Origin of the sequence: Streptomyces sp. NPDC006529 (assembly GCF_040611795.1) — a bacterium.
GTDB lineage: Bacteria > Actinomycetota > Actinomycetes > Streptomycetales > Streptomycetaceae > Streptomyces.
Genome location: NZ_JBEXPB010000040.1, coordinates 19,574 through 37,803, shown reverse-complemented (window position 1 = coordinate 37,803; position 18,230 = coordinate 19,574). Strand labels below are relative to the sequence as shown.

General features: G+C 69.3%; 17 protein-coding genes and 3 pseudogenes. 7 read left to right on the top strand and 13 right to left on the bottom strand.

Translation table 11 applies throughout. From position 1 onward, the window contains the following. Positions 1-498: 498 nt before the first annotated feature. Positions 499-954, top strand: a complete 456-nt coding sequence (locus ABZY31_RS24240) for a hypothetical protein (protein ID WP_356413608.1) — start codon at positions 499-501, stop codon at positions 952-954. A gap of 191 nt (positions 955-1,145) precedes the next feature. Here ABZY31_RS24240 and ABZY31_RS24235 read toward each other — a convergent pair whose 3' ends face one another. The 3 genes from ABZY31_RS24235 to ABZY31_RS24225 form a co-directional block, all read right to left on the bottom strand. After that, entirely contained in the window at positions 1,146-1,538 is a 393-nt protein-coding gene (locus ABZY31_RS24235; RefSeq protein ID WP_356413606.1) for a hypothetical protein, read from the bottom strand. Continuing rightward, the gene (locus ABZY31_RS24230; RefSeq protein WP_356413605.1) at positions 1,539-1,727 is read right to left on the bottom strand and encodes a hypothetical protein; all 189 of its coding nucleotides are present in this window, start codon (positions 1,725-1,727) and stop codon (positions 1,539-1,541) included. A gap of 1,038 nt (positions 1,728-2,765) precedes the next feature. Next, entirely contained in the window at positions 2,766-3,170 is a 405-nt protein-coding gene (locus ABZY31_RS24225) for a type II toxin-antitoxin system PemK/MazF family toxin (RefSeq protein ID WP_356413603.1), read from the bottom strand. 111 nt (positions 3,171-3,281) lie between these two features. Here ABZY31_RS24225 and ABZY31_RS24220 point away from each other — a divergent pair. Then, positions 3,282-3,503, top strand: a pseudogene (locus ABZY31_RS24220) (IS701 family transposase); the annotation flags it as partial. 32 nt (positions 3,504-3,535) lie between these two features. Here the strand turns inward: ABZY31_RS24220 and ABZY31_RS24215 are convergent. The 5 genes and pseudogenes from ABZY31_RS24215 to ABZY31_RS24195 all read right to left on the bottom strand — a co-directional run. Next, complete coding sequence (locus ABZY31_RS24215; protein ID WP_356413601.1) at positions 3,536-4,096, bottom strand: GNAT family N-acetyltransferase; 561 nt, start codon at positions 4,094-4,096, stop codon at positions 3,536-3,538. 68 nt (positions 4,097-4,164) lie between these two features. After that, positions 4,165-5,077, bottom strand: a pseudogene (locus tag ABZY31_RS24210) (IS256 family transposase); the annotation flags it as partial. Between the two features lie 361 nt (positions 5,078-5,438). Beyond that, positions 5,439-6,197 (bottom strand): MerR family transcriptional regulator, encoded by a 759-nt coding sequence (locus ABZY31_RS24205; protein ID WP_356413599.1) that lies wholly within the window; start codon positions 6,195-6,197, stop codon positions 5,439-5,441. Between the two features lie 197 nt (positions 6,198-6,394). After that, the gene (locus ABZY31_RS24200; RefSeq protein ID WP_356413598.1) at positions 6,395-7,423 is read right to left on the bottom strand and encodes an ATP-dependent DNA ligase; all 1,029 of its coding nucleotides are present in this window, start codon (positions 7,421-7,423) and stop codon (positions 6,395-6,397) included. Positions 7,424-7,512: 89 nt separating this feature from the next. Then, positions 7,513-7,682, bottom strand: a pseudogene (locus ABZY31_RS24195) (MerR family transcriptional regulator); the annotation flags it as partial. 143 nt (positions 7,683-7,825) lie between these two features. On the opposite strand from ABZY31_RS24195, the gene ABZY31_RS24190 reads away from it, so the two are divergent. After that, a complete protein-coding gene (locus ABZY31_RS24190) occupies positions 7,826-8,242 on the top strand; it encodes a hypothetical protein (protein WP_356413596.1) in 417 nt (138 codons plus the stop codon). A gap of 474 nt (positions 8,243-8,716) precedes the next feature. Here the strand turns inward: ABZY31_RS24190 and ABZY31_RS24185 are convergent, their stop codons facing one another. Further along, the gene (locus ABZY31_RS24185) at positions 8,717-9,586 is read right to left on the bottom strand and encodes a serine hydrolase (RefSeq protein ID WP_356413595.1); all 870 of its coding nucleotides are present in this window, start codon (positions 9,584-9,586) and stop codon (positions 8,717-8,719) included. Further along, a complete protein-coding gene (locus tag ABZY31_RS24180) occupies positions 9,583-10,548 on the bottom strand; it encodes a LysR family transcriptional regulator (RefSeq protein ID WP_356413593.1) in 966 nt (321 codons plus the stop codon). Before ABZY31_RS24180 ends, ABZY31_RS24185 begins: the two co-directional genes overlap by 4 nt. Before the next feature lie 495 nt (positions 10,549-11,043). Between ABZY31_RS24180 and ABZY31_RS24175 the strand changes: the two genes are divergently transcribed. From ABZY31_RS24175 to ABZY31_RS24160, 4 genes are all read left to right on the top strand, one after another. Beyond that, on the top strand, positions 11,044-12,609 hold the full coding sequence (locus ABZY31_RS24175; RefSeq protein WP_356413591.1) for a penicillin-binding transpeptidase domain-containing protein: 1,566 nt from the start codon (positions 11,044-11,046) through the stop codon (positions 12,607-12,609). A gap of 54 nt (positions 12,610-12,663) precedes the next feature. Further along, a complete protein-coding gene (locus ABZY31_RS24170; protein ID WP_356413589.1) occupies positions 12,664-14,142 on the top strand; it encodes a penicillin-binding transpeptidase domain-containing protein in 1,479 nt (492 codons plus the stop codon). A gap of 117 nt (positions 14,143-14,259) precedes the next feature. Continuing rightward, a complete protein-coding gene (locus ABZY31_RS24165) occupies positions 14,260-14,529 on the top strand; it encodes a hypothetical protein (protein WP_356413587.1) in 270 nt (89 codons plus the stop codon). A 136-nt stretch (positions 14,530-14,665) separates the two neighbouring features. Then, positions 14,666-15,616: a phytoene/squalene synthase family protein gene (locus ABZY31_RS24160; RefSeq protein ID WP_356413585.1), complete on the top strand. Its 951-nt coding sequence runs from the start codon at positions 14,666-14,668 to the stop codon at positions 15,614-15,616. 74 nt (positions 15,617-15,690) lie between these two features. On the opposite strand, the gene ABZY31_RS24155 is transcribed toward ABZY31_RS24160, so the two are convergent. From ABZY31_RS24155 to ABZY31_RS24145, 3 genes are read right to left on the bottom strand one after another with little or no spacing between them, the layout of a single operon-like run. Next, complete coding sequence (locus tag ABZY31_RS24155) at positions 15,691-16,626, bottom strand: oxygenase MpaB family protein (RefSeq protein ID WP_356413583.1); 936 nt, start codon at positions 16,624-16,626, stop codon at positions 15,691-15,693. Next, on the bottom strand, positions 16,619-17,389 hold the full coding sequence (locus ABZY31_RS24150; protein ID WP_356413582.1) for an ABC transporter permease: 771 nt from the start codon (positions 17,387-17,389) through the stop codon (positions 16,619-16,621). Before ABZY31_RS24150 ends, ABZY31_RS24155 begins: the two co-directional genes overlap by 8 nt. After that, positions 17,386-18,045, bottom strand: a complete 660-nt coding sequence (locus ABZY31_RS24145; protein WP_356413580.1) for an ABC transporter ATP-binding protein — start codon at positions 18,043-18,045, stop codon at positions 17,386-17,388. The genes ABZY31_RS24150 and ABZY31_RS24145 overlap by 4 nt, the downstream gene beginning before the upstream one ends. Between the last annotated feature and the right edge of the window lie 185 nt (positions 18,046-18,230).

The following is an 18,230-nucleotide window of genomic DNA, read 5'->3' as shown; positions in this document are numbered from 1 at the left end:
CTGCCGACGCGTCGCGCGCGCCCCGCTCCCCCATCCGGTACTCCCTTGCCGCCGTCGGCGACACGGCAGCGATCACCTGTGGTGAGCCCCTTTCCCCCTCAGCGCGGGCTCGGGTGCTGGCGAGGCTGCGGCAGGCGGCGGCACTGCTCCTGGGGATGCCTGCCGCCGATCGTGCCGCTGAGGGGGAGATGTCGGCACTCGGAGAAGCGGCGGAAGAAGAAGCCCAGAGCCTCGCAGACGTACGCAGCCAGCACCCGGACGAAGACGTCTGGGCGGCGGCAGTTCAGCGATTTCAACGGAACACTCGGTTCCCAGTGCGGCTCTCATAGCGAACCTGTCCTAGCCTTCAGCCTCGTCGATCCAAGAGAGTGGCGCTAACGGTCTGAGCTGGCCTCACCTCATGCCCGAGGCTTACCGACTCGCCCGGACCAGGGCAAGCAGCAGCGAGGCCGCGACAATCGCCTGGACTTCGACACGCTCCCTGGCAGGCTGGGGGGCATGGAATCCCTCGATGATCAAGAGCTGGGCACGGCGGTTCAGAATGCTGACTCGCCAGCTTGGTCCGTTCGTGCCCCTGCCGGGCGGCAGCTCGCGATGGCGGACAGGATCGACGAGGCCACGGACGTCCTTCACCGGCTCCTCCTGGACGTCCATGACACCGGGGTCATCCAGGAGACGGCGGTGGCCCTGCTCGAACGCAAAGACACCACTGCACTCCGCTGTGTGCTGCTGGCCAGAAGTTTTGCGTCAGAGACTTGGGTTGCGGATGAGATCCAAGCCGCACTGGACGGCAACCCCGAATGGATGACGACCGAAGGCGCGGACCAGCTGATCAAGCAGTACCGCGAGCTGGCAATAGACGAGGACGCAGGCGTCCGGGACGAAGCCCAACGGCTCCTGGCGCGGCTGCGACCGCGCGAGGAATGGGCGCGAGACACAGTGTCAGACTCCTGACAACTGGGCCGCGCGAGACCGGAAGCCGGGGCCGCTGCGAGCCGGATGGAAAACCGGCGACCCTCGCCTGACCGGCCTGCACCGGCCTGAGATTGTGTCGCACCACCAGGTGCTGTCGCGCGTACTGGGCTGCTCCTCGGTTGGGGGCCGGGGGCCGGTGCACAGCGTGCGATGCGCGGTGCTCCCGCCTGTCACACCTCGACGGCGGGTGCTGTGCGGCTCGGCGGTACCGGCGGCTGGCCTTCTTCTTCGATCACGCTCATCAGGCGTTGCAGCGCTCCCATCGCCCGTACGCGTGAACGCACGTACCAGCGGCTGCCGAAGAACAGGGTGTGGACGTGCTCGGTGATCTCCAGGAGTTGGCGCAGCTTGGTCTCCTCGGTTCGGTCGGAGATCCAGATCATGCGGGCCGTCCCGCAGTAGCGCATGCCCAGCTCTCCGATGGAGCCGCGGTCGGTGTAGACGAACTCCTGCGCGTGGTCGGTGAGGTGTTGAGCAGCCTCGTCGACTTGCCGGTGCCACCTGTCGCGCTCCTCGGTGAGGGCGGCTCGGAGGGTGTCGGTGACGCCGTCGGGAACATGCACCTACCGGAGCTTGATCACGGCGGTCAGGATGGACAGGGCGTTGGTCGTGATCTTCTCTTGCGCCTGCATCTTCGTCTGGAAGCGCCGGTTGCGGACCCCCAGCAGTGGCGAGATGTAGCGGCCGGTGAAGATGGTCGTCGCCATCGAGATCAGTGCGGCACTCCCCCAGGCGGGGATCCAGTCGAGCATGGCGCCGATTCTGGTGATGCGCAGCGGTCGGCCGCAGGCGAACCGGCAGATCCGGCAGGAGTGCCGCGGTGATCGCTTCGAGACGTGCGGCGCAGGGCGTGCCGTGGGAGCCCGGTGGCCCGGGTGCGCCACAGTGGTCGGATGCGCCGCCGGACCCTGCCCTTGCTGATTGCCGTCCTGTTGGTCTCGACGGGGTGCGTCTCCGTCGCTCCCGCCGACGACAAGCCGCCCCGTGCCCCCTCGGGCCTCGCCGCTCCGACGTCGGCCACGGCTTCAGTCACGGGCCAACCTGGGCGGGAGCGCGCGTTGCCGCTGTCGGCACTGCCTTCGGAGCCTGCGCCCGCATCCGTCGCGGCCCCAGCGGCGGCCCACGCCGAGGAGAAGCCGGCGGCTCGACCCCAGCAGGTGTCACGGCCGGTGCAGCAGAAAGACCGTCCTCCGACCCGGGTGCGAGTCGAGCAGAAAAGGACGTCGGCGGCGAAGCCGAAGCGCCCACGTTCGGCGGTTGGCGTTCCGCAGGCCAAGCCGCATGCTAAGAAGGTACGGCCGCCGATGCCCTCGGTTCTTCGGCGGTCGCAGCTCGGCCGACTGCCAGGGAAGCTGGACATGGCCGAACTCTGCCGGGCCTCTCACGGCGTCACGAGTCCCACGATCACGCAGCTCTGTGGGGCGTCGCCCCGGTAGCCGTGCCCTGGCCAACGCGAGGGATCAGCACCGACGCTCCATGACCGCCTTGGGTGACCGCTGCCGGGGTCGACCGCTTGGCCTGGCATCACGTGCCGCCCCGCCCCCGGGGGCTCAGACGCCGACGGGGACCGTGGAAAAGCTCCTCCAACTTGACGCGTACATTCCGCCAAACCACCACAGGGGCCGGGCTTGACGCCTACACCGGTCAGAGCGCTTGGGCCTCCATGCACACCTGATACTCCAGCCGTAGTTCGTGATCTCGATCGTGAGGGGCGCCGAGGAGGCAGCTGGCAGCGTCGATCATCTGGGCGAGACCGACCACGCCGTCGCGGGCGTCCGTTCCTTCTCCGCCTACCCGAGTCCACCGAGACGGAGGGCGTTCCTCATCTCGCTGAGCTTCGCGGTCGTCGCCGGGGTCCACCCCTTCGCCTGCTCACCGAGACGGAGGGCGTTCTCAATCTCGCTGAGTTTCGCGGAGGACAGAACGCCCGCTCGCTCGATCAGGTCGTCCCGGGACACGGTGGTCAGCCACGTGCAGGGGGTAAAGCCCGGACGCGGCAACGCGAACCGCAGCACGCCTGCAAAGGGCAGTCCTTCCACGGCGCCTACTGCCACTTCGACGCCTAGACCGGTGATGTCGACATCCGCCCGAGCGACGACCTGCATCACCCGGATCCCGGACGCGTCGTCTCCCGACAGCAGCACGACCGGCCGCCGCTCGTCGAACTCCACCCACCAGACTTCACCGCGTTGCACATGTCCTCCTGACACAGGAACGGCGGGCGGACGCTGCGCGACCCCGACGCGCTGTGGAGACGGGTGCAGCAACCCGTTGATCATCGGTGTGTGAAGACAAACGATCACGCGGTGGCCGCAGGTCCCAGCGTAGACCCTGGCTGCTGGCAGGAGGCGTTCGAGGGCCTGATGAGCCGGATAGCGGGACAGTTCACACGGGTCGAACCCCAGTTACGGGTACGGAAGTTGGTGCTCGGACTGCTGTCGGACCTGCCACGCAAGAACTGCTGGACCGTCGCCGAATGGGCCGGGGAGAGGACCCCGGACGGCATGCAACACCTGCTCGGCCGGAGTAATTCTCAAGAGTTGTGGATTGGGCCATTGATCTATCGCGGCTGCTCCCACTCGGTTCGGGTGAGTTCGTACTCGACTTCACCGTGCTCGGAGCCCTCGATCGCCTCCGGCCAGTCCCCGGTGAAGTTCCGGACGAAGGACAGGCCCGACTTCTCCATGACGCGACGGGAGCGGGTGTTGACGGCCATGGTGTTTGCGGTGACCCGCTCGACCCCGAGTTCCACAAACCCCTTGTGGACCAGGGCCCGGGACCCCTCGGTGGCATAGCCGCGCCCCCATGCCGCCTGGTTCAACCGGTAACCGAGTTCGACCACGGCGGTGCTGTGCTCCTCCAATGGCCGGAACTCGAACCAGCCCAGGAAGGTGCCGGTGGGCTTCTCCTGCGCGGCCCAGTAACCGCGGGTCTTCCAGCATGGGTAGTCGTGCAGGAGCCGCGGGAGGGTCCTGGTCTCGATCGCCTCCCGACTCGTGGGGCGGCCACCGTTGATGAAGCGCATGACCTCGGGGTCGTTGTCCAGGGCGAGCAGGTGGTCGATGTCGGTCGCCGCGAACTCGCGCAGGGCGAGCCGGTCGGTCTCCAGGAGGTTGGGCATGCCGTGATCTTCACCACGGGAAGGCCGGGCCTGCCACTGATTTTCCGACCGGCGGCAGGCGGTGGTGTTCATGCCGCGCGAGCCTCGGATCGCTCGACCAGGACGCCCCGCTCGAAGCGGGCGCCGGACCGGACCAGAGCGACGAGGTGGGGTGCGTTCACCGGCCGCCAACGTTCCTGGGCTGACTCGATGAGCTTGAAGATCACGGCCAGGGCGGCAGCCCGGCTGCCAGCGCCCTTGGTGACCTTGGTCCGCAGGCGCAGTGGCGAAGGTCGACTCGATCGGGTTCGTGGTCCGCAGGTGGATCCAGTGCTCGGCGGGAAAGTCGAAGAACGCCAGCAGTTCTTCCTCGTCGTCGGTGATCCGCTTGACGACCTTGGGGTATTTCGCCCCGTACTGCTTGGTGAACGCGACGACGGCCTTGGCCGCGCGCTCCTTGTCCTCGGCATTGTAGATCTCCTGGATCGCGCGCTTAGCCGCGGGCTGGGCCGACTTCGGCAGCGCGTCGAGGACGTTCGCGGTCTTGTGCACCCAGCACCGCTGGTGGCGGGTCTCGGGGAACACCTCGTTCAACGCGTTCCAGAAGCCGAGCGCCCCGTCGCCGACGGCCCGCATGCCCCGGCGGGCACAGTCCCGCAGTAGTCCCGCCCACGCCTCGGAGGATTCGCGGTAGCCGTCGGTCATCGCGATCAGTTCCTTGGTACCGTCGGCCCGCACGCCGACCATGACAGCGGCCTTCGCCTCTTCCAGGCGTATGCGCAGGTGAACGCCGTCGGCCCAGACGTAGACGTAGTCCGAGGCGGACAGATCGCGGTCCATGAACGACTTGTGGTCGACCTGCCACTGCGCGGTCAGCCGCGTGATCGTCGCGGGCGACAGGCCGGCGGAGGAGCCGAGGAACTGCTCCAAGGCGGGCACGAAGTCACCGGACGACAGGCCGTGTAGATACAGCAGCGGCAGCGCCTCGCTGATCTTCGGGGATACGGCTACTGCAATATGGCTCAAGTGAGCGAATCGACTGAGCAGGTGCAGACCGCAGATCGTCTCTGGCAGGAACCTACCCAGCACCAAATGAGATGACTTCTAAACTAAGCCGAGCCGACGTCATGTCCGCATTGGCGAATGGCTGTGACCTGGCGTAAGTGCCAGCCCCGGGTGAACTTGTTCGCGAGTGCCAGCAGCGATCGTTCTGCTGTTTGGAGGCACTCATTCGGCCTGGGCTCGATGGTCACGATGACGGGCAGCACCTCGCTCGGCGACTGATAGGCCGGGCGAGGTGAGCCTGTTGGTGCGACGGACCAACTGCTTTCCGGGCTGGTCCCCTGTGACAGCCCGGCGCCAGTCAGCTGAGCCGAGTTGTGGCGTACGCCTCGATGGCGTCGCGCTGGTACGCGGCCAGGCCCGGTGCGATCGCCTCGTACGCGGAACGCCAGGCGCTGTTGTCCACGCAGGAGCGCCCGACGGCGCGGTACTCCTCGGCCGACACGGGCCGCAGTTCGGTCATGGCCCGGTACTGGGCGTCGATCTGGGCCTGCACGGGCGCGGCGTCGGCCGGGTGGCCCGCGGCCATCAGGTCGGCCAGCAGGATCATCTGCGTCGTTCGCTCGCGCTGCCCGGCCTCGATGTCCTGCGGGGTCATTACGGCGACCCTTCGGGCAACTTCCTCGGCGTGCTCGGGGAAGTCGCGCAAGCTCTCCTGGTACTGGGAGGGCTGGATGCCCTCGAACAGGTTCTCCGGTCGGTTGATGGTCATGGGGTTGCCATCCTTTCTGGACTGTTCCAGGTCGGCGATCGTGCGGGAGACGGTGCCTGCCAGCGCGTCGAGCCGGTCCCGCTCAGCAAGCAGTCGCAGGTGGTGGCCGCGCAGCGCGTCCACCTCGTCGACCTGCTCAGCCAGGATCCGGCCGACCTCGGGAAGCCCTACGCCCAGCGCCCGCAGCACGAGAATCTGCTGCAGCCGCAGCAACTGATGCTCCTCGTAGTAGCGGTGGCCGTTGGCCCCGATCCGGGCGGGTGGAAGCAGGCCGACCTCGTCGTAGTGCCGCAGGGTCCGGGCGGTCACGCCCGACATCCGAGCGACTTCCGCGATAGGCCAGTCCATCGCTGTCTCCCTCACGGTCGCGTCACCGGGCCGGTTTCTCCGGCCCTGTTAAGGACGGTAGAAGCTGCCGCAGCGGCAACCGCAAGCCCGCACCCTCACGATCTGGATGGCCGCCCGCGACTTTCCCCGACGGCCCACTCAGCACACAAGGTAACTTCCAAAACACGGCCTGGGCGCGCAAGCCCTACGGCAACCGTTCAACCGGCGGCAGCGGACGGACCCGTCCCGAACCGGGGCACGTCCTCCACCGTCACGTCCAGGCGCAGCCGTTGGAAGCGCAGGGGGTGCCGGAAGATGCCATCGCGGTCTACGGCCCGGTCGGCGCTGACCTCCGCCACCAGGTCCGGGCGGACCAGTACCGGTTCCAGGGCGTCGCGGGATCCCCACGCTGCGGCGAAGCGGGCCCCCGTCCAGGGGTGTCCGGGGGCGGCGGCCGCCAGGTGCTCGGCGACCTGGCGGGCCTGTTCCGGGCGCAGCGGGACGGTCCGGCCGACCGTGCGCAGTCGGCCCTCCGTGTCGTGACGGCCGAGGATGAGGAGTTGTGGGCGGGTGAGGGTGCCGGTGATGGCGCCGATGACCACTTCGGTGGTGTCCCGTCTTTCGGCCTTGGTCCACCCGCGGTATCCGGGGAGGTACTTCTGGTTCGTGCCTTTGCAGACGATCCCCTCGACTCCGGAGACGTCGGTCCAGGACTCCAGCCATTCCCGTGCCGTTTCGGGGTTCGTGGTCATCGGGCAGAGTGTCCACGGCGCCGTCAGGCCGTGCGCGGTGAACAGTTCCTCCAGAAGAGCGCGCCGGTCCCGATACGGGCGTGGGAGCAGTTCCTGTCCGACCAGCTGCAGGATGTCGAAGGCGACGTAGTAGGCGGGCCGGCGGGCTACCAGAGCGGGCACGCCGCGGCCGCGGGCGGCGACCCGGCGCAGCAACGCCTCGGACGAGAGCCAGCCCTCGACGGGGTCCCACACCAGCAGTTCGCCATCCAGGACCAGGCCTGCGGGCAGCTGCGCGTCCGCCGCCGCGACCAGGTCGGGGAACCGGCCCTGGAGTAGAGCACCGCGCCTGCTCTGCAGCAGCGGCCTCCCGCCCGGCTCGGCCGTGGTGAACAGCAGCGCCCGAAATCCGTCGAACTTCTGCTCGAATGCAATGCCGCCCGCCAGGACACCAGGGCCGGGAAGGGCCTCAGCGGCCAGGGCCAGCATCGGCTCGAAGGGCGGGAACAGGACCACTCGGGATGGCCTCCTTCACCGCCGCTCCAGTCCTGGCACCCCCAGCGTCACCCCGCACCGGCACCCGCGCCTGGCAGGCGCGCCCCCACTCAGGCCGCGGACACCCGGTTCGCCGATGCAGCGCTGCCGTGGTGCTCGGCGTTGAGGCGCTTCGCTTCCTCGAGCTGGTCTTCGAGGATGACGATCCGGCAGGCGGCCTCGATGTGGTTCCCTGGTCGACAAGTTCGCGTGCGCGGGCGGCGATGCGCAGTTGGTTGCGCAGGGCCTTGATCCAAACGGAGGCACCCGACATGTCGCCTGCCATGCCGCTCAAGCCTCAGACCTAGATTGACCTTGCAATCAGGACTGCCTGCGGACCATGCGCGCCTCACGGGCAGGCACAGCTCGCGAAGGGAAATCCTCGTGCTCGCATCTCGCTTCGTCGGCGTGGCCGCCTCCGTTCTGGCCTCGCTTGCAGTAGCCGTACCAGCGACCGCCGCACCCGCTGCGCCGCCGCACGCCGCCGCCCTCTGGGTCGACCTGGTCAACTGCGTCGACTACGACAGTAACGGCGTCCTGATTGGCGCCAACCCCATGGAGCTGGATTCGACGCACAGCGACGTCGATGAGGACGTGCCGCCGAACACAAGCAGAACCGTCTGCGAGAACAGCTTCCTCAGCTCCGACGCCGTGGCCATCACCGCAACGATGGACAGTGGTTCGGTGCAGTCCAAGACTCTCGCTCCCGGCGATCAAGTGACGTTCCCGCTCGGCGCAGACTTCGAAGAGCACCCCATGCACCTGCACGGGCACAAATTCTGGCCCCCCTTGCCTTTGTAGGGACTGGCACGAAGATGACCCCTGTGGTCGGGTGGATCAGGCCACGACGGGGTCGAAGCGGATGGTCAGTCCAAGGCTGCGAGCAGGGCAGCAAGGCGGCCTGCCTCTTACCGTCCGACCTCAGGCCTCTTGACGCATGTGGAACACAGCCAGATGGTGATCTGACTCCTCTCCAATCCAGCACTAGCGCGACCGGCGAGGGGATGCCACGTCAGCGGGGGGCTCCGGCCCTCGAGGCCGACGCCTCGATGCCGGCACCCGGCGGCAACAGCCAGTCGGCCATCCCTGGCCAGTCAGCCCAGCGCCGTCAGATCGGCCGGCACCGAGTGGTCGAGCAGCGGGGGCAGGGCGTCGGCGGCTCAGTCCGGGGCGAGGTTCGCCTCGAGTTCGGTGAGTTCTTCCGTGCGGTACTCGGCGAAGGTGTCGCCCTCGGCCTCCAAGCGTTCTCTCCTCTCTCGCTTTTGGGCACGGCTGTTACGGGGCGCGGAGGCTGTCGACGGCGATGCGTGCGGTGGTTCCGATGACGGCGTCGACGGCGGGGAGGGTGGCGGCGGGGTTGGCGGCGCGGGTGAAGACGGCGATGGCGTAGCGGCCGCCGTCGGGGTATTCGATGACCCCGATCTCGTTGCGGAGGGTGGGCAGGGTGCCGGTCTTTCCGGCGACGTGGACGTCGTCGAAGGGGAATCCGGAGGCCATGCGGTGGGGCCAGACCTGGAGGGCGAGGAGGCGGCGGATCGCGGCGCCGTGTTCGGGTGCGCAGGCTTCGCCGCGCCAGATGGCGGCGAGGAGGCGGGTCATGTCGCGGGGGGTGCTGTGGTTGGCGCGGGCGGGGTCCAGGGCGCGCAGGCGGGCGATGACGTGGGGGTCGGTGAGGGCCTGTGCTCCGTTGGGGCCGGCGTCTTCGCGGATGTCGGCGAGGGTCTGGGCGAAGGTGTGCACGGCGCGGGTGCGGGTGAGGCCGAGGCGCTGTGTGGTGGTGTTGACGGCGTCGAGGCCGATGCGTTCCAGGAGGAGTTGGGCGGCGGCGTTGTCGCTGATGGCCGTCATGAGGTAGGCGGCGTCACGGAGGGAGATCCGGACGGGGTCGAGCATCGCGGCCAGGCCGGTCGGACCGGAAGCGCGTCCGTCGGGTGGGCATTCGTGCTGTTCGGTGAGGTCCAGGAGGCCTTGTTCGGCATGCTGGTGGAGGGTGAGGAGTAGGCAGACCTTGTGGACGCTGGCGGTCACGACGGGGTGGTCGGCGCCAGCGTTGATCTCGGCGCCGGTATCGATGTCGAGGGCGTGGAGCCAGCCGGTCGCGCCGGCTTCGGTGAAGGCGTTGTGGATGCGGTGGAGGGGGTTCACAGCCAGTACTCCGATGCCGGGCGCAGGTGCAGGGGGCGCGGGGGCTGGTCGGTGGAGACCCCGCTGCTGTTTCTCAGAACACTGAGTGCGGCGTCGGCGAAGGCGGTGACAGCGCCGCTGTCGCGGTCCTTGGGCCAGGCCGTGGAGAAGCGCCAGGCGAGTGGGGCGCCGGTCAGGGGGCGCCAGACGATGCCCGGCTCGCTGCCATTGGCCGGGTGGCCCTGCTCGGGTGGGGTGAAGGCGATGGCGTTGAGGGAGTGGATCAGGCCGCGGACGAAGCTGTCGCCCTGGCCGTGGCGGATGGTGCCTGGCGTGTAGCCGCCGCGCGCGCAGGTGGTGAGCAGCTCGTCGTAGAGGGCGGGGGCATGGGCGCGGGGGAAGAGGATGAGGTCGTGTCCGGTGAGGGCGGACAGCGGCACCTCGGCGCGGGCGGCCAGGGGCGAGGCTGGTGGCAGGAGGACGCCGAGTTCGCGGCGCAGGACCGGGCCCAGGTCGACTCCGGTGGTGTCGCAGGGGTGGTGGATCAGTCCCGCGTCGAGTTCGTGGGAGGCCATGCGGGCGAGTTGTTCGGTGGTGGACAGCTCGTGGAGTTCCACTTCCAGACCGGGCTGGTGCTCGCGCAGGCCGGTGAGGATCGCGGTGACGAGATCGCTGGCGATGCCGGACGGGAGCGCGGCTCGCAGGAGGCCGCTGCGGCCATCCCGAATGCGGGCGGCGCCGGCCAGGAACGTGTCGGTACGGGCGAGGAGAGCGCGGGCGTCGTCGAGGAGGAGGGCGCCGCCCCGGGTGAGGGTGACGCTGCGGCTGGTGCGCTCGAAGAGCCGTAGACCGAGCTCCTTCTCCAGTCGCTGGATGCGCTGAGAGAGGGGCGGCTGGGCCATGCCCAGCCGGATGGCGGCCCGGCCGAAATGTCTCTCCTCTGCAACAGCGACGAAGCACCGTACATGTCCGACTATGTCCACGAGCAGGAACGATATCAGAAGCGCATCATTGCCTATTTGATTCCGATATTGGACATAGTGCTGGTCCCATGCTGATCTCGGGGCATGCCCACGCCTACGCTCCACGCCCTTGGCCTTCTCGTCCTGCTGCTCGCGGTCGGCGTGAGCGCCTGCACCCTGGCCTGCGCACCGTCCCCGTTTCCCCAGCGCCGGACGGACCTGCCTCCGGGGATGGGGGGCCAAGGCAGAGCGCCCTCGCGGTGCCGACCGGCCGCGGCCCGCGTCCTCGCTGTACGCAACCTGGGGCGTTCACTCCCCCGCCAGCCCCTGATTCGGGGCCGGCGGCCCGCATTTCCCGCAAGACCACGCCCCTGACGTGAGCCCCTTGCCTCACGTCATGAACCCCAGCCCAGCCGGAGACGGAAGGACCCTCTGATGCCTGAATCGGAACACCCTGCACCTGCCCCTGTCCTCGCTCCTGCCCGCCGCCGACATCGGCGCCTCCTGCACACCGCCATGGCGACCGTCGCCGTCTGCACGGCCGCGGCGGCCGGCGCATACGCGGCGGAGTGGGGACCGTTCGGGCCGGGCCAACCGGCCGTCCACCCGGATGCCGTGGCCCAGGCGGAGGCGTTCCTTGCGGACTGGGCGGGCGGCCGTGCCGAGAGCGCGGGGGCCCGTACCACCAGCCCCGACCAGGCGCAGACGACCTTGCGGAACTTCACCGCGGGGCTCGACATCGCCAAGCCGGCCCTGACGGCCGGCGCAGCGAGTGCGGCGAAGGACGGCACTGTCACCATCGCGTTCTCCGCCAAAATGCCGGTCACCGGCCTGGGGACCTGGTCCTACGACTCGCAGATACCCGTGCGCCGCCAGGAGGGCGGAGCCTGGAAGGTGGCCTGGGACCCGTCACTGGTCCACCCGAACCTGAGCAGTACCGAGAAGTTCCGCCTCCAGCGCGAGGACACGGGCACCTCCCCGGTCACCGACCGCACTGGCAAACCGCTGTCCGCGGACGCCAGTCCGTCCCTGAAGCCGGTGCTCGACCAGATCGCCCAGCGCGCGGGCGCCGGTCCGCGAGGTGCGATCGAGCGGATCGACCGGGCAAGCGAGGAGGTCACCGGCGTCGAGGCCCGGTTCGGCAAGGAAGGCGGCGCCGCGCCCGGGCAGAGCATCCGCAGCACGCTCGACTCCCAATGGCAGATGGCCGCCGACCAGGCCCTGGCCGCGAAGACCGGCGGCAAGGACGCGGCGCTCGTCGCGCTGCGCATCGACAACGGCGAGATCCTGGCCGTGGCGAACTCACCGGCCGCGGGATTCAACCGAGCCCTCTCCGGCACCTACGCGCCCGGCTCGACCTGGAAGATCGTCACCACCAGTGCGCTGCTCCTGGGCGGCGCCGTGAAGCCGGCTGACATCGTGGACTGCCCCAAGTACCTGACGGTCGGCAAGCAGTTCCACAACGTGGAGACGTCAGAGTTTCCCGGTGCGACGTTCACCAAGAACTTCACCGAGTCCTGCAACACCGGATTCATCAGCCTGCGCGGCAAGGTCGGTGACGGCGAACTCGGCGAGGTCGCCGGGAAGTACTTCGGCATCGGACAGCAGTGGAACGTGGGCCTTCCCACCTTTGACGGGTCCGTACCCGCCCCCGGTGACCAGACCGAGAAGGCCGCCTCCATGATCGGCCAGGGCCGCGTGCTGGGAAACCCCCTGACCATGGCCTCCGTCGCCGCGACCGCCGTCTCCGGCTCCTTCCACCAGCCCACCATCACCCCCGGCGCCGAGGACAGGACCACCACCACCGCGCTGCCCGCCGAGGTGGTCACCCAGCTGCGCGCCCTGATGCGTGCCACGGTCACCGACGGCACCGCCCGCGGCCTGGCCGGCCTGCCCGGGAACGTCGGGGCGAAGACGGGCACCGCCGAGGTCAGCGAGAGCGCCCCGAACAACGGCTGGGTCGTCGCCACCCGCGGCAACGTCGCCGTCGCCGTCGTCGTCGAAGGCGGCATCACCGGCGGATCGTCCGCGGTACCCGTCGTGCGCCACCTTCTGGAGACCCTTCCGCACGACCCTTCCTGACCTATACCGGCCTCCCACCCCCACCCACGCGGTGGCCCTTCTGTGAAAGTGGACATGAACAAGACCCTCCGGCACACAGCAGTCTTCTTCGGGGTGCTGTTCTTCGCCGTGCTCGGCCGGGCGACCTGGATCCAGGCCGCCTCCGGCGAGAGCCTGGCCAAGGACCCGAACAACCGCAGGAACCTGATCGAGGCGTTCGGCCGCCCGCGCGGGGACATCATCGTCGGCGGACGACCCATCACCGGCTCCCTACCGACCCCCGGCTCCGACCTGCTGTACAAGCGCGTCTACACCGACGGGCCGATGTATGCGCCGGTGACCGGCTACCTCTCCCAGGCCCAGGGCGCCACCATGCTGGAGGGCGTCCACCGCGGCGTCCTCGCCGGCTCCGACCCGCGCCTGCACGGCAACGTCTTCGACGCCCTGATCGGGAAGAAGGCCGCAGGCGGCGACATCGTCACCACCATCGACCCCGACACGCAGAAAGCCGCCTACCAGGGGCTCACCGACCTCGGCGCGAAGGGCGCGGTCGTCGCCCTCGACCCCCGCAGCGGGAAGATCCTCGCCATGGCCAGCACCCCGTCCTACGACCCGTCCGTCTTCACCGGAAACTCGGCCGAGGAGGGCAGGGCGTTCACCCGGCTCGACAAGGACGGGAACAAGCCCTTGAGCAACCGGGCGATCCGCGAGGCATACCCGTCCGGATCCACCTTCAAGATCCTCACCGCGGCCGCGGCCCTCGAACACGGCACGGTCACCGACATCAACGCCCCCTCGGGCCTCCCCGCCCGCTACCGGCTGCCGCAGAGCAACAGAACGATCGGCAACGTGGTACCCGACGCCCAGTGCGACAAGGTCTCGATGAAGACGGCCATGCAGTGGTCCTGCAACAACGTCTTCCTGGACGCGGCGCTGAGGACCGGCGTCGACAAGATGCGCGAGACCGCCGAGAAGTTCGGTTTCAACCAGGAGCACTTCATACCGGTCCGCGCCTCCGCCAGCTCCTACCCCGAGCGGCTCGACAGGCCCCAGACAGCCCTGACCGGCATAGGCCAGGGAAGCCTGACCAGCACCCCGCTGCAGATGGCCATGGTCACGGCGGCCATCGCCAACGACGGCAAAGCGATGAAGCCCTACCTGGTCGAGCAGATCAACGGGCCCGGCCTGTCGGTACTGGAGCGGTCCGAACCCGAGGCCCACGGCCAGGCCGTCTCCGTGGATACCGCCCGAAAGGTGCAGGACCTGATGGATCACACTGTCCGCGAGGGCACCGCCGACCGGGTGCGGATGCCGGGAGTGACGGTCGGCGGGAAACCGGGAACCGCCGAGCACGGCGTCGACGTCCGCGATGAACGCCCCTACGCCTGGTTCGTCTCCTACGCGAAGCAGAATGACGGCACCTCCCCCATCGCGGTCGCCGTCTTCGTCGACCCCAAGGACATGAACATCCCCGAATCCGGGATCGGCGGCGGCCGGCTCGCCGCACCCATCGCCAAAGCCGTCATGAACGCCGTCCTCAAGCAGGGCACGTGACACCCCCGCCCGCCGACGGGCATTGCGCCACAAGGCCCAGTCCGACGTGCCCGGTCCCCCGGCTCCGCTTTGGCTCGGTGGTGAGCAGTTCCTCGACAAGATGAGCCTGGAGCGTCCATGCGCATGACCATCCGCGGCGCGTTTCTCGCCGCCGGCACCCTGATCGCCCTCACCGGGCTGGTCACGACCGCGGCCGCCGAACCCCTGGCCCCCTGCGTCCCGAGCAGCCGGCCGACGGCTCATGGGGTCTGCGTCCCCCTCGTAGACCTGAGGGAACTAAGTCTGGGCAAGCTCATTTCCAAGTCACCCGACTGCGCTGCGGACGAGTTCTGCGTCTTCGCGGACTTGCTGCGCAGCCCGGACGTCGCGGCCCTGCGCGACGTCTGAGCCGGTGTCGTAGCCGCCCGGGAGTTGAGCCGCCCGCAGGGCCAACCGGGCGGCTCATCCGGGACCCGCCCCTGCCCACACCCCCAATGTCTGCCCTTTGTGTACGGTTTTGGGCACCAAGGGACAGGGGTTGCCGATGGAGGTGTGGGAGGCCGCGGGCGATGCCGGTTGCGGCCGGGCCGAGCGGACGCGTGAGGCGTTCGCCTACTGCCGGCGGGTACTGATCGGCGCGGAGGGCCTGGAGTTCTATCTGGCCTCCGCCCTCCTGCCGGCGCGGAAGCGGCCCTTCACCTGGGCCCTGTACGGATTCGCCCGCTACACCGACGAGATCGTCGACACCACCGTGCACTCCCCCGCGGTCAGGGCCGCCCGGCTCGGGGCCTGGTGCAGGGCCGTGGAAGCTGCCTTGAGCAGTGGCGACAGCACTCATCCCGTCCTGCACGCGCTGCTGCGCACTGTCGAGCGGTGGGACATCCCCGTCTGCCATGTGCGCGACTACCTCGCTTCTCAGGAGATGGACCTGCAGGTGACGCAGTACGCCACGTACGCCGATCTGCGGGGGTTCATCGAGCGTGCCTCGCTCTCGTTCGGACGGCAGATGCTCCCCGTCCTGGAACCCCTGGACCCTGTGCTGGCGGGCCGGGGCGGAGACGCCATGAGCGAGGCGATGCAGCTCACTAACATCGTGCGCGATGTCCGCGAGGACTACGGACTTGGCCGCGTCTACCTTCCGCAGGAGGACCTGTCCGCGTTCGGGGTGAGCCGCCGGGACCTGTCGGGGACGCAGGTGACACCGCAGATGCGGGCACTGGTGGCCAAGCAGGTGGGGCGGGCGCGTGAGCTCCTGGCGGTGGCGGAGCTGCAGGAGCAGGCACTGCCCCGGTCGAGCCGACCCGCCGTTCGGGCGGTGCACTCGATCTACCGGACCCTGCTCCGCGAGGTGGAGAGGCGGAACTTCGACGTGTTCACCCGCAGAGTGAGCCTGCGGCCGGTACAGAAGGCTGCCATCGGCTCCTCGGCCCTCGCCGAACGACTCGCCGGACGCTTCGCCGGCCGGCATGCCCCCGCGATGGCCGCAGCGACCTGAGCCCACGGCGGCCGCACCCCCTCACTCCGGCGGACGCAGCCGCATCCGGGAGCAGGACTGCCGCAGGCCCGTGCTCAACCTCGACCGGCGCGCCCGGGGCAGTGGGCCATGCCCGGATGGTCCGTGCGGGCGGGTGCGGCGATGCCGAACCGCTCCATGACGGTGCCCGGGGCGTCGAGGGTGTAGGTGCGCACGCGCGGCAGCACGTGGAAGAGAGACACGGTACGGGGAGAGCACAGGTGGCGCAGCCACCAGGCTCTGACCCGCAGGACGAAGGCGGTGGCGTGAACGAGAACCGCTGGAGGGGCTAGGCAGCCGAGTGCCGTGGGGACCGGCGGAGGAAGGGCTGCCAAGGCAGTCATCCTGGCTGCCCGGCGCACGGGGGCGGGAAACCAGGACGCCATGACGCCCAGAGCCGCTTCGGCGACCCGATGACCCGCCGGTGTGGGCCGCTGGTGGGCGTACTCGTACTGGTCGTAGAACCCGGCCAGTTCCTCGTAGCTGTCCGGCAGGTCCTTGATCGCCAGCCGGCGTCCGATGTTGCGGTAGAGGCGGAAGGCCGCGAGGCGTTCGTGGCGGGTCAGCGGGCGCCATCCGTAGCGGTCGATCCAGCGGGCGGGTTCGAGGACGAACGCCGCCAGGGTGTAGAGCATGTCGTCGTTGCTGATGCGGTACCAGCTGTGGGCCCGGTTGATGGTGCGCAGCGCGGTGCGGCCTTCCGGGGAATCGCAGCCGAAGCGTACGAGGGCGCCCATGAGGAGGAAGGTGTCGTCGTAGCGGCGTTGGCCGGCGCAGGCGAATTCGCCGGTGGCGTCGAGCAGGGTGGCGATGGAGGGGATGGCGAAGGTGCGCAGGAGCGCGAGTTCCATGCCGCGCAGGTAGTCGAAGGGGAACTCCAGGCCTGCGCTGATGCGGTAGATCTCCAGGTGGTCTCGCTCGGGGTCCAGGCCGAGGATGTGGTCCCGGAGTGCGAATCGGCCGCTCCTGGTAAGGGGGGAACGTTCAGCCACGGCGTGGTGCTCCTCGGGTTCCGGCGCGGAAGCAGGACAGGCTCGTGAGGGTCAGGAGGAGGTACCAGGTGATCTGCACCATGAGGTGGTGGGTTGTGTCCGCGCCGCTGAAGGCGGCGCTGGAAGCGGCGTGAACCGCCCCGTAGGTCGGCAGGAGTTCGAAGCGGGCCTCATCCGCGTGGGGGTTGAGCATCGGGTTCTGCAGGCCGCTGTCGAGGAGGCTGATCATGATGATGACGAACATGCCCTCGAGTTCGCCCGGCAGGACCGCGGCCAACGCGGTTCCCAGGCTGGCGTAGGTCAGCGCGGCCAGCAGCAGGGCGAGGCCGACGAGGTGGGGCCTGCGCACATCGATGAGGGCGAGGATGACGGCCAGGGTGTAGCAGGCGGTCGCCGCGGAGGCCACGGCGATGGCCGCGAGGCGCCCGGCGAACAACGACGGCGCGCTGAAGCCGGCCCGCACCAGACGTCGGTCGAAGCCCCGGCCGCGGAAGGTGGCCGTGAACGCGAGGAAGCCGATGATCAAGGTGATGGCATTCGCGGCGGCGTAGACGAGGCTGAAGGAGTTGCCCGGCACCACGACGGGGGCGGCGCCCGGGGGGCCGGGCGTGAACGTCACCGGGTAGGACAGAAAGGTGACCTTCTCCAGGACGAGCCACAGCGGGACGAACCCCAGGACGAGCACGATGGCCAGCCGGTTGCGCGCGTATTCGAGGCAGGCCATGCGTCCGGCCACCACGACGGGCGCCTCGGTCGTACTCACCTGGATCCCCCGGTCGCCACGAGCCGGCCTCCGGAAAGGCTGAGCAGCATGTCGAACGGGGTGCTGTCGGGAACGAAGTGCGTCACCACCAGCACCGTCTTGCCGCGGCCCCGCAGTTCTGCCGCCAGTTCCCAGAACACCTGGTACGTCGCGTGGTCGAAACCCTGGTACGGCTCGTCCAGGAGCAGGACGTCCGGGTCGTGCATCAGCGCCAGAGTCAGGTTCAGCTTCTGCTGGGTCCCCCCGCTCAGCGTGCCGGCTTCCTGGGCGAGGCAGGAGGCGAAGCGAAGCCGGTCGAGAAGCCCTTGCGCCCGTTCCGTACTCGCCAGGCCGTAGGCCGTGCGGAATAGGACCAGGTGCTGCTCGACCGTGAGCGACGGGTTGAGGACCGGGACCTGCGGACAGTGCCCGTACGAGCCGTTGAAGACGACCTGGCCCGAGTCGGGCTTCAACTCCCCCAGCAACAGCCGCAGCAAGGTGGTCTTCCCGCTGCCGTTCTCGCCCGTGATCCCTGCGATGCAGCCTCCGGGCACCGCCAGGCCGACGCCGTCCAGCACGGGCCTGCCCCGAAAGCCCTTGCACAGGCCCGTCGCGGACAGCACAGTGCGGCTGCGCACCCCAGAGCCGGTGCGCAGGAGTCCCTCGTGCACTTCCATCCGCCTTCCCCCTCTCTCCGGGGCAGCCTCGCCCACCGCCTGGCGACGCTACGCCCGCCCGACGGGCCGCAGAAGGGAAAGGGCCGCACGGCACGCGGTGTCCGGCGCAATTCGCCCGGGCGGCAGCACGTGGCGCCCGGCCGGGCCGCCGCCGCGCCCCGCGGCACGAGGCACGAGGCACGAGG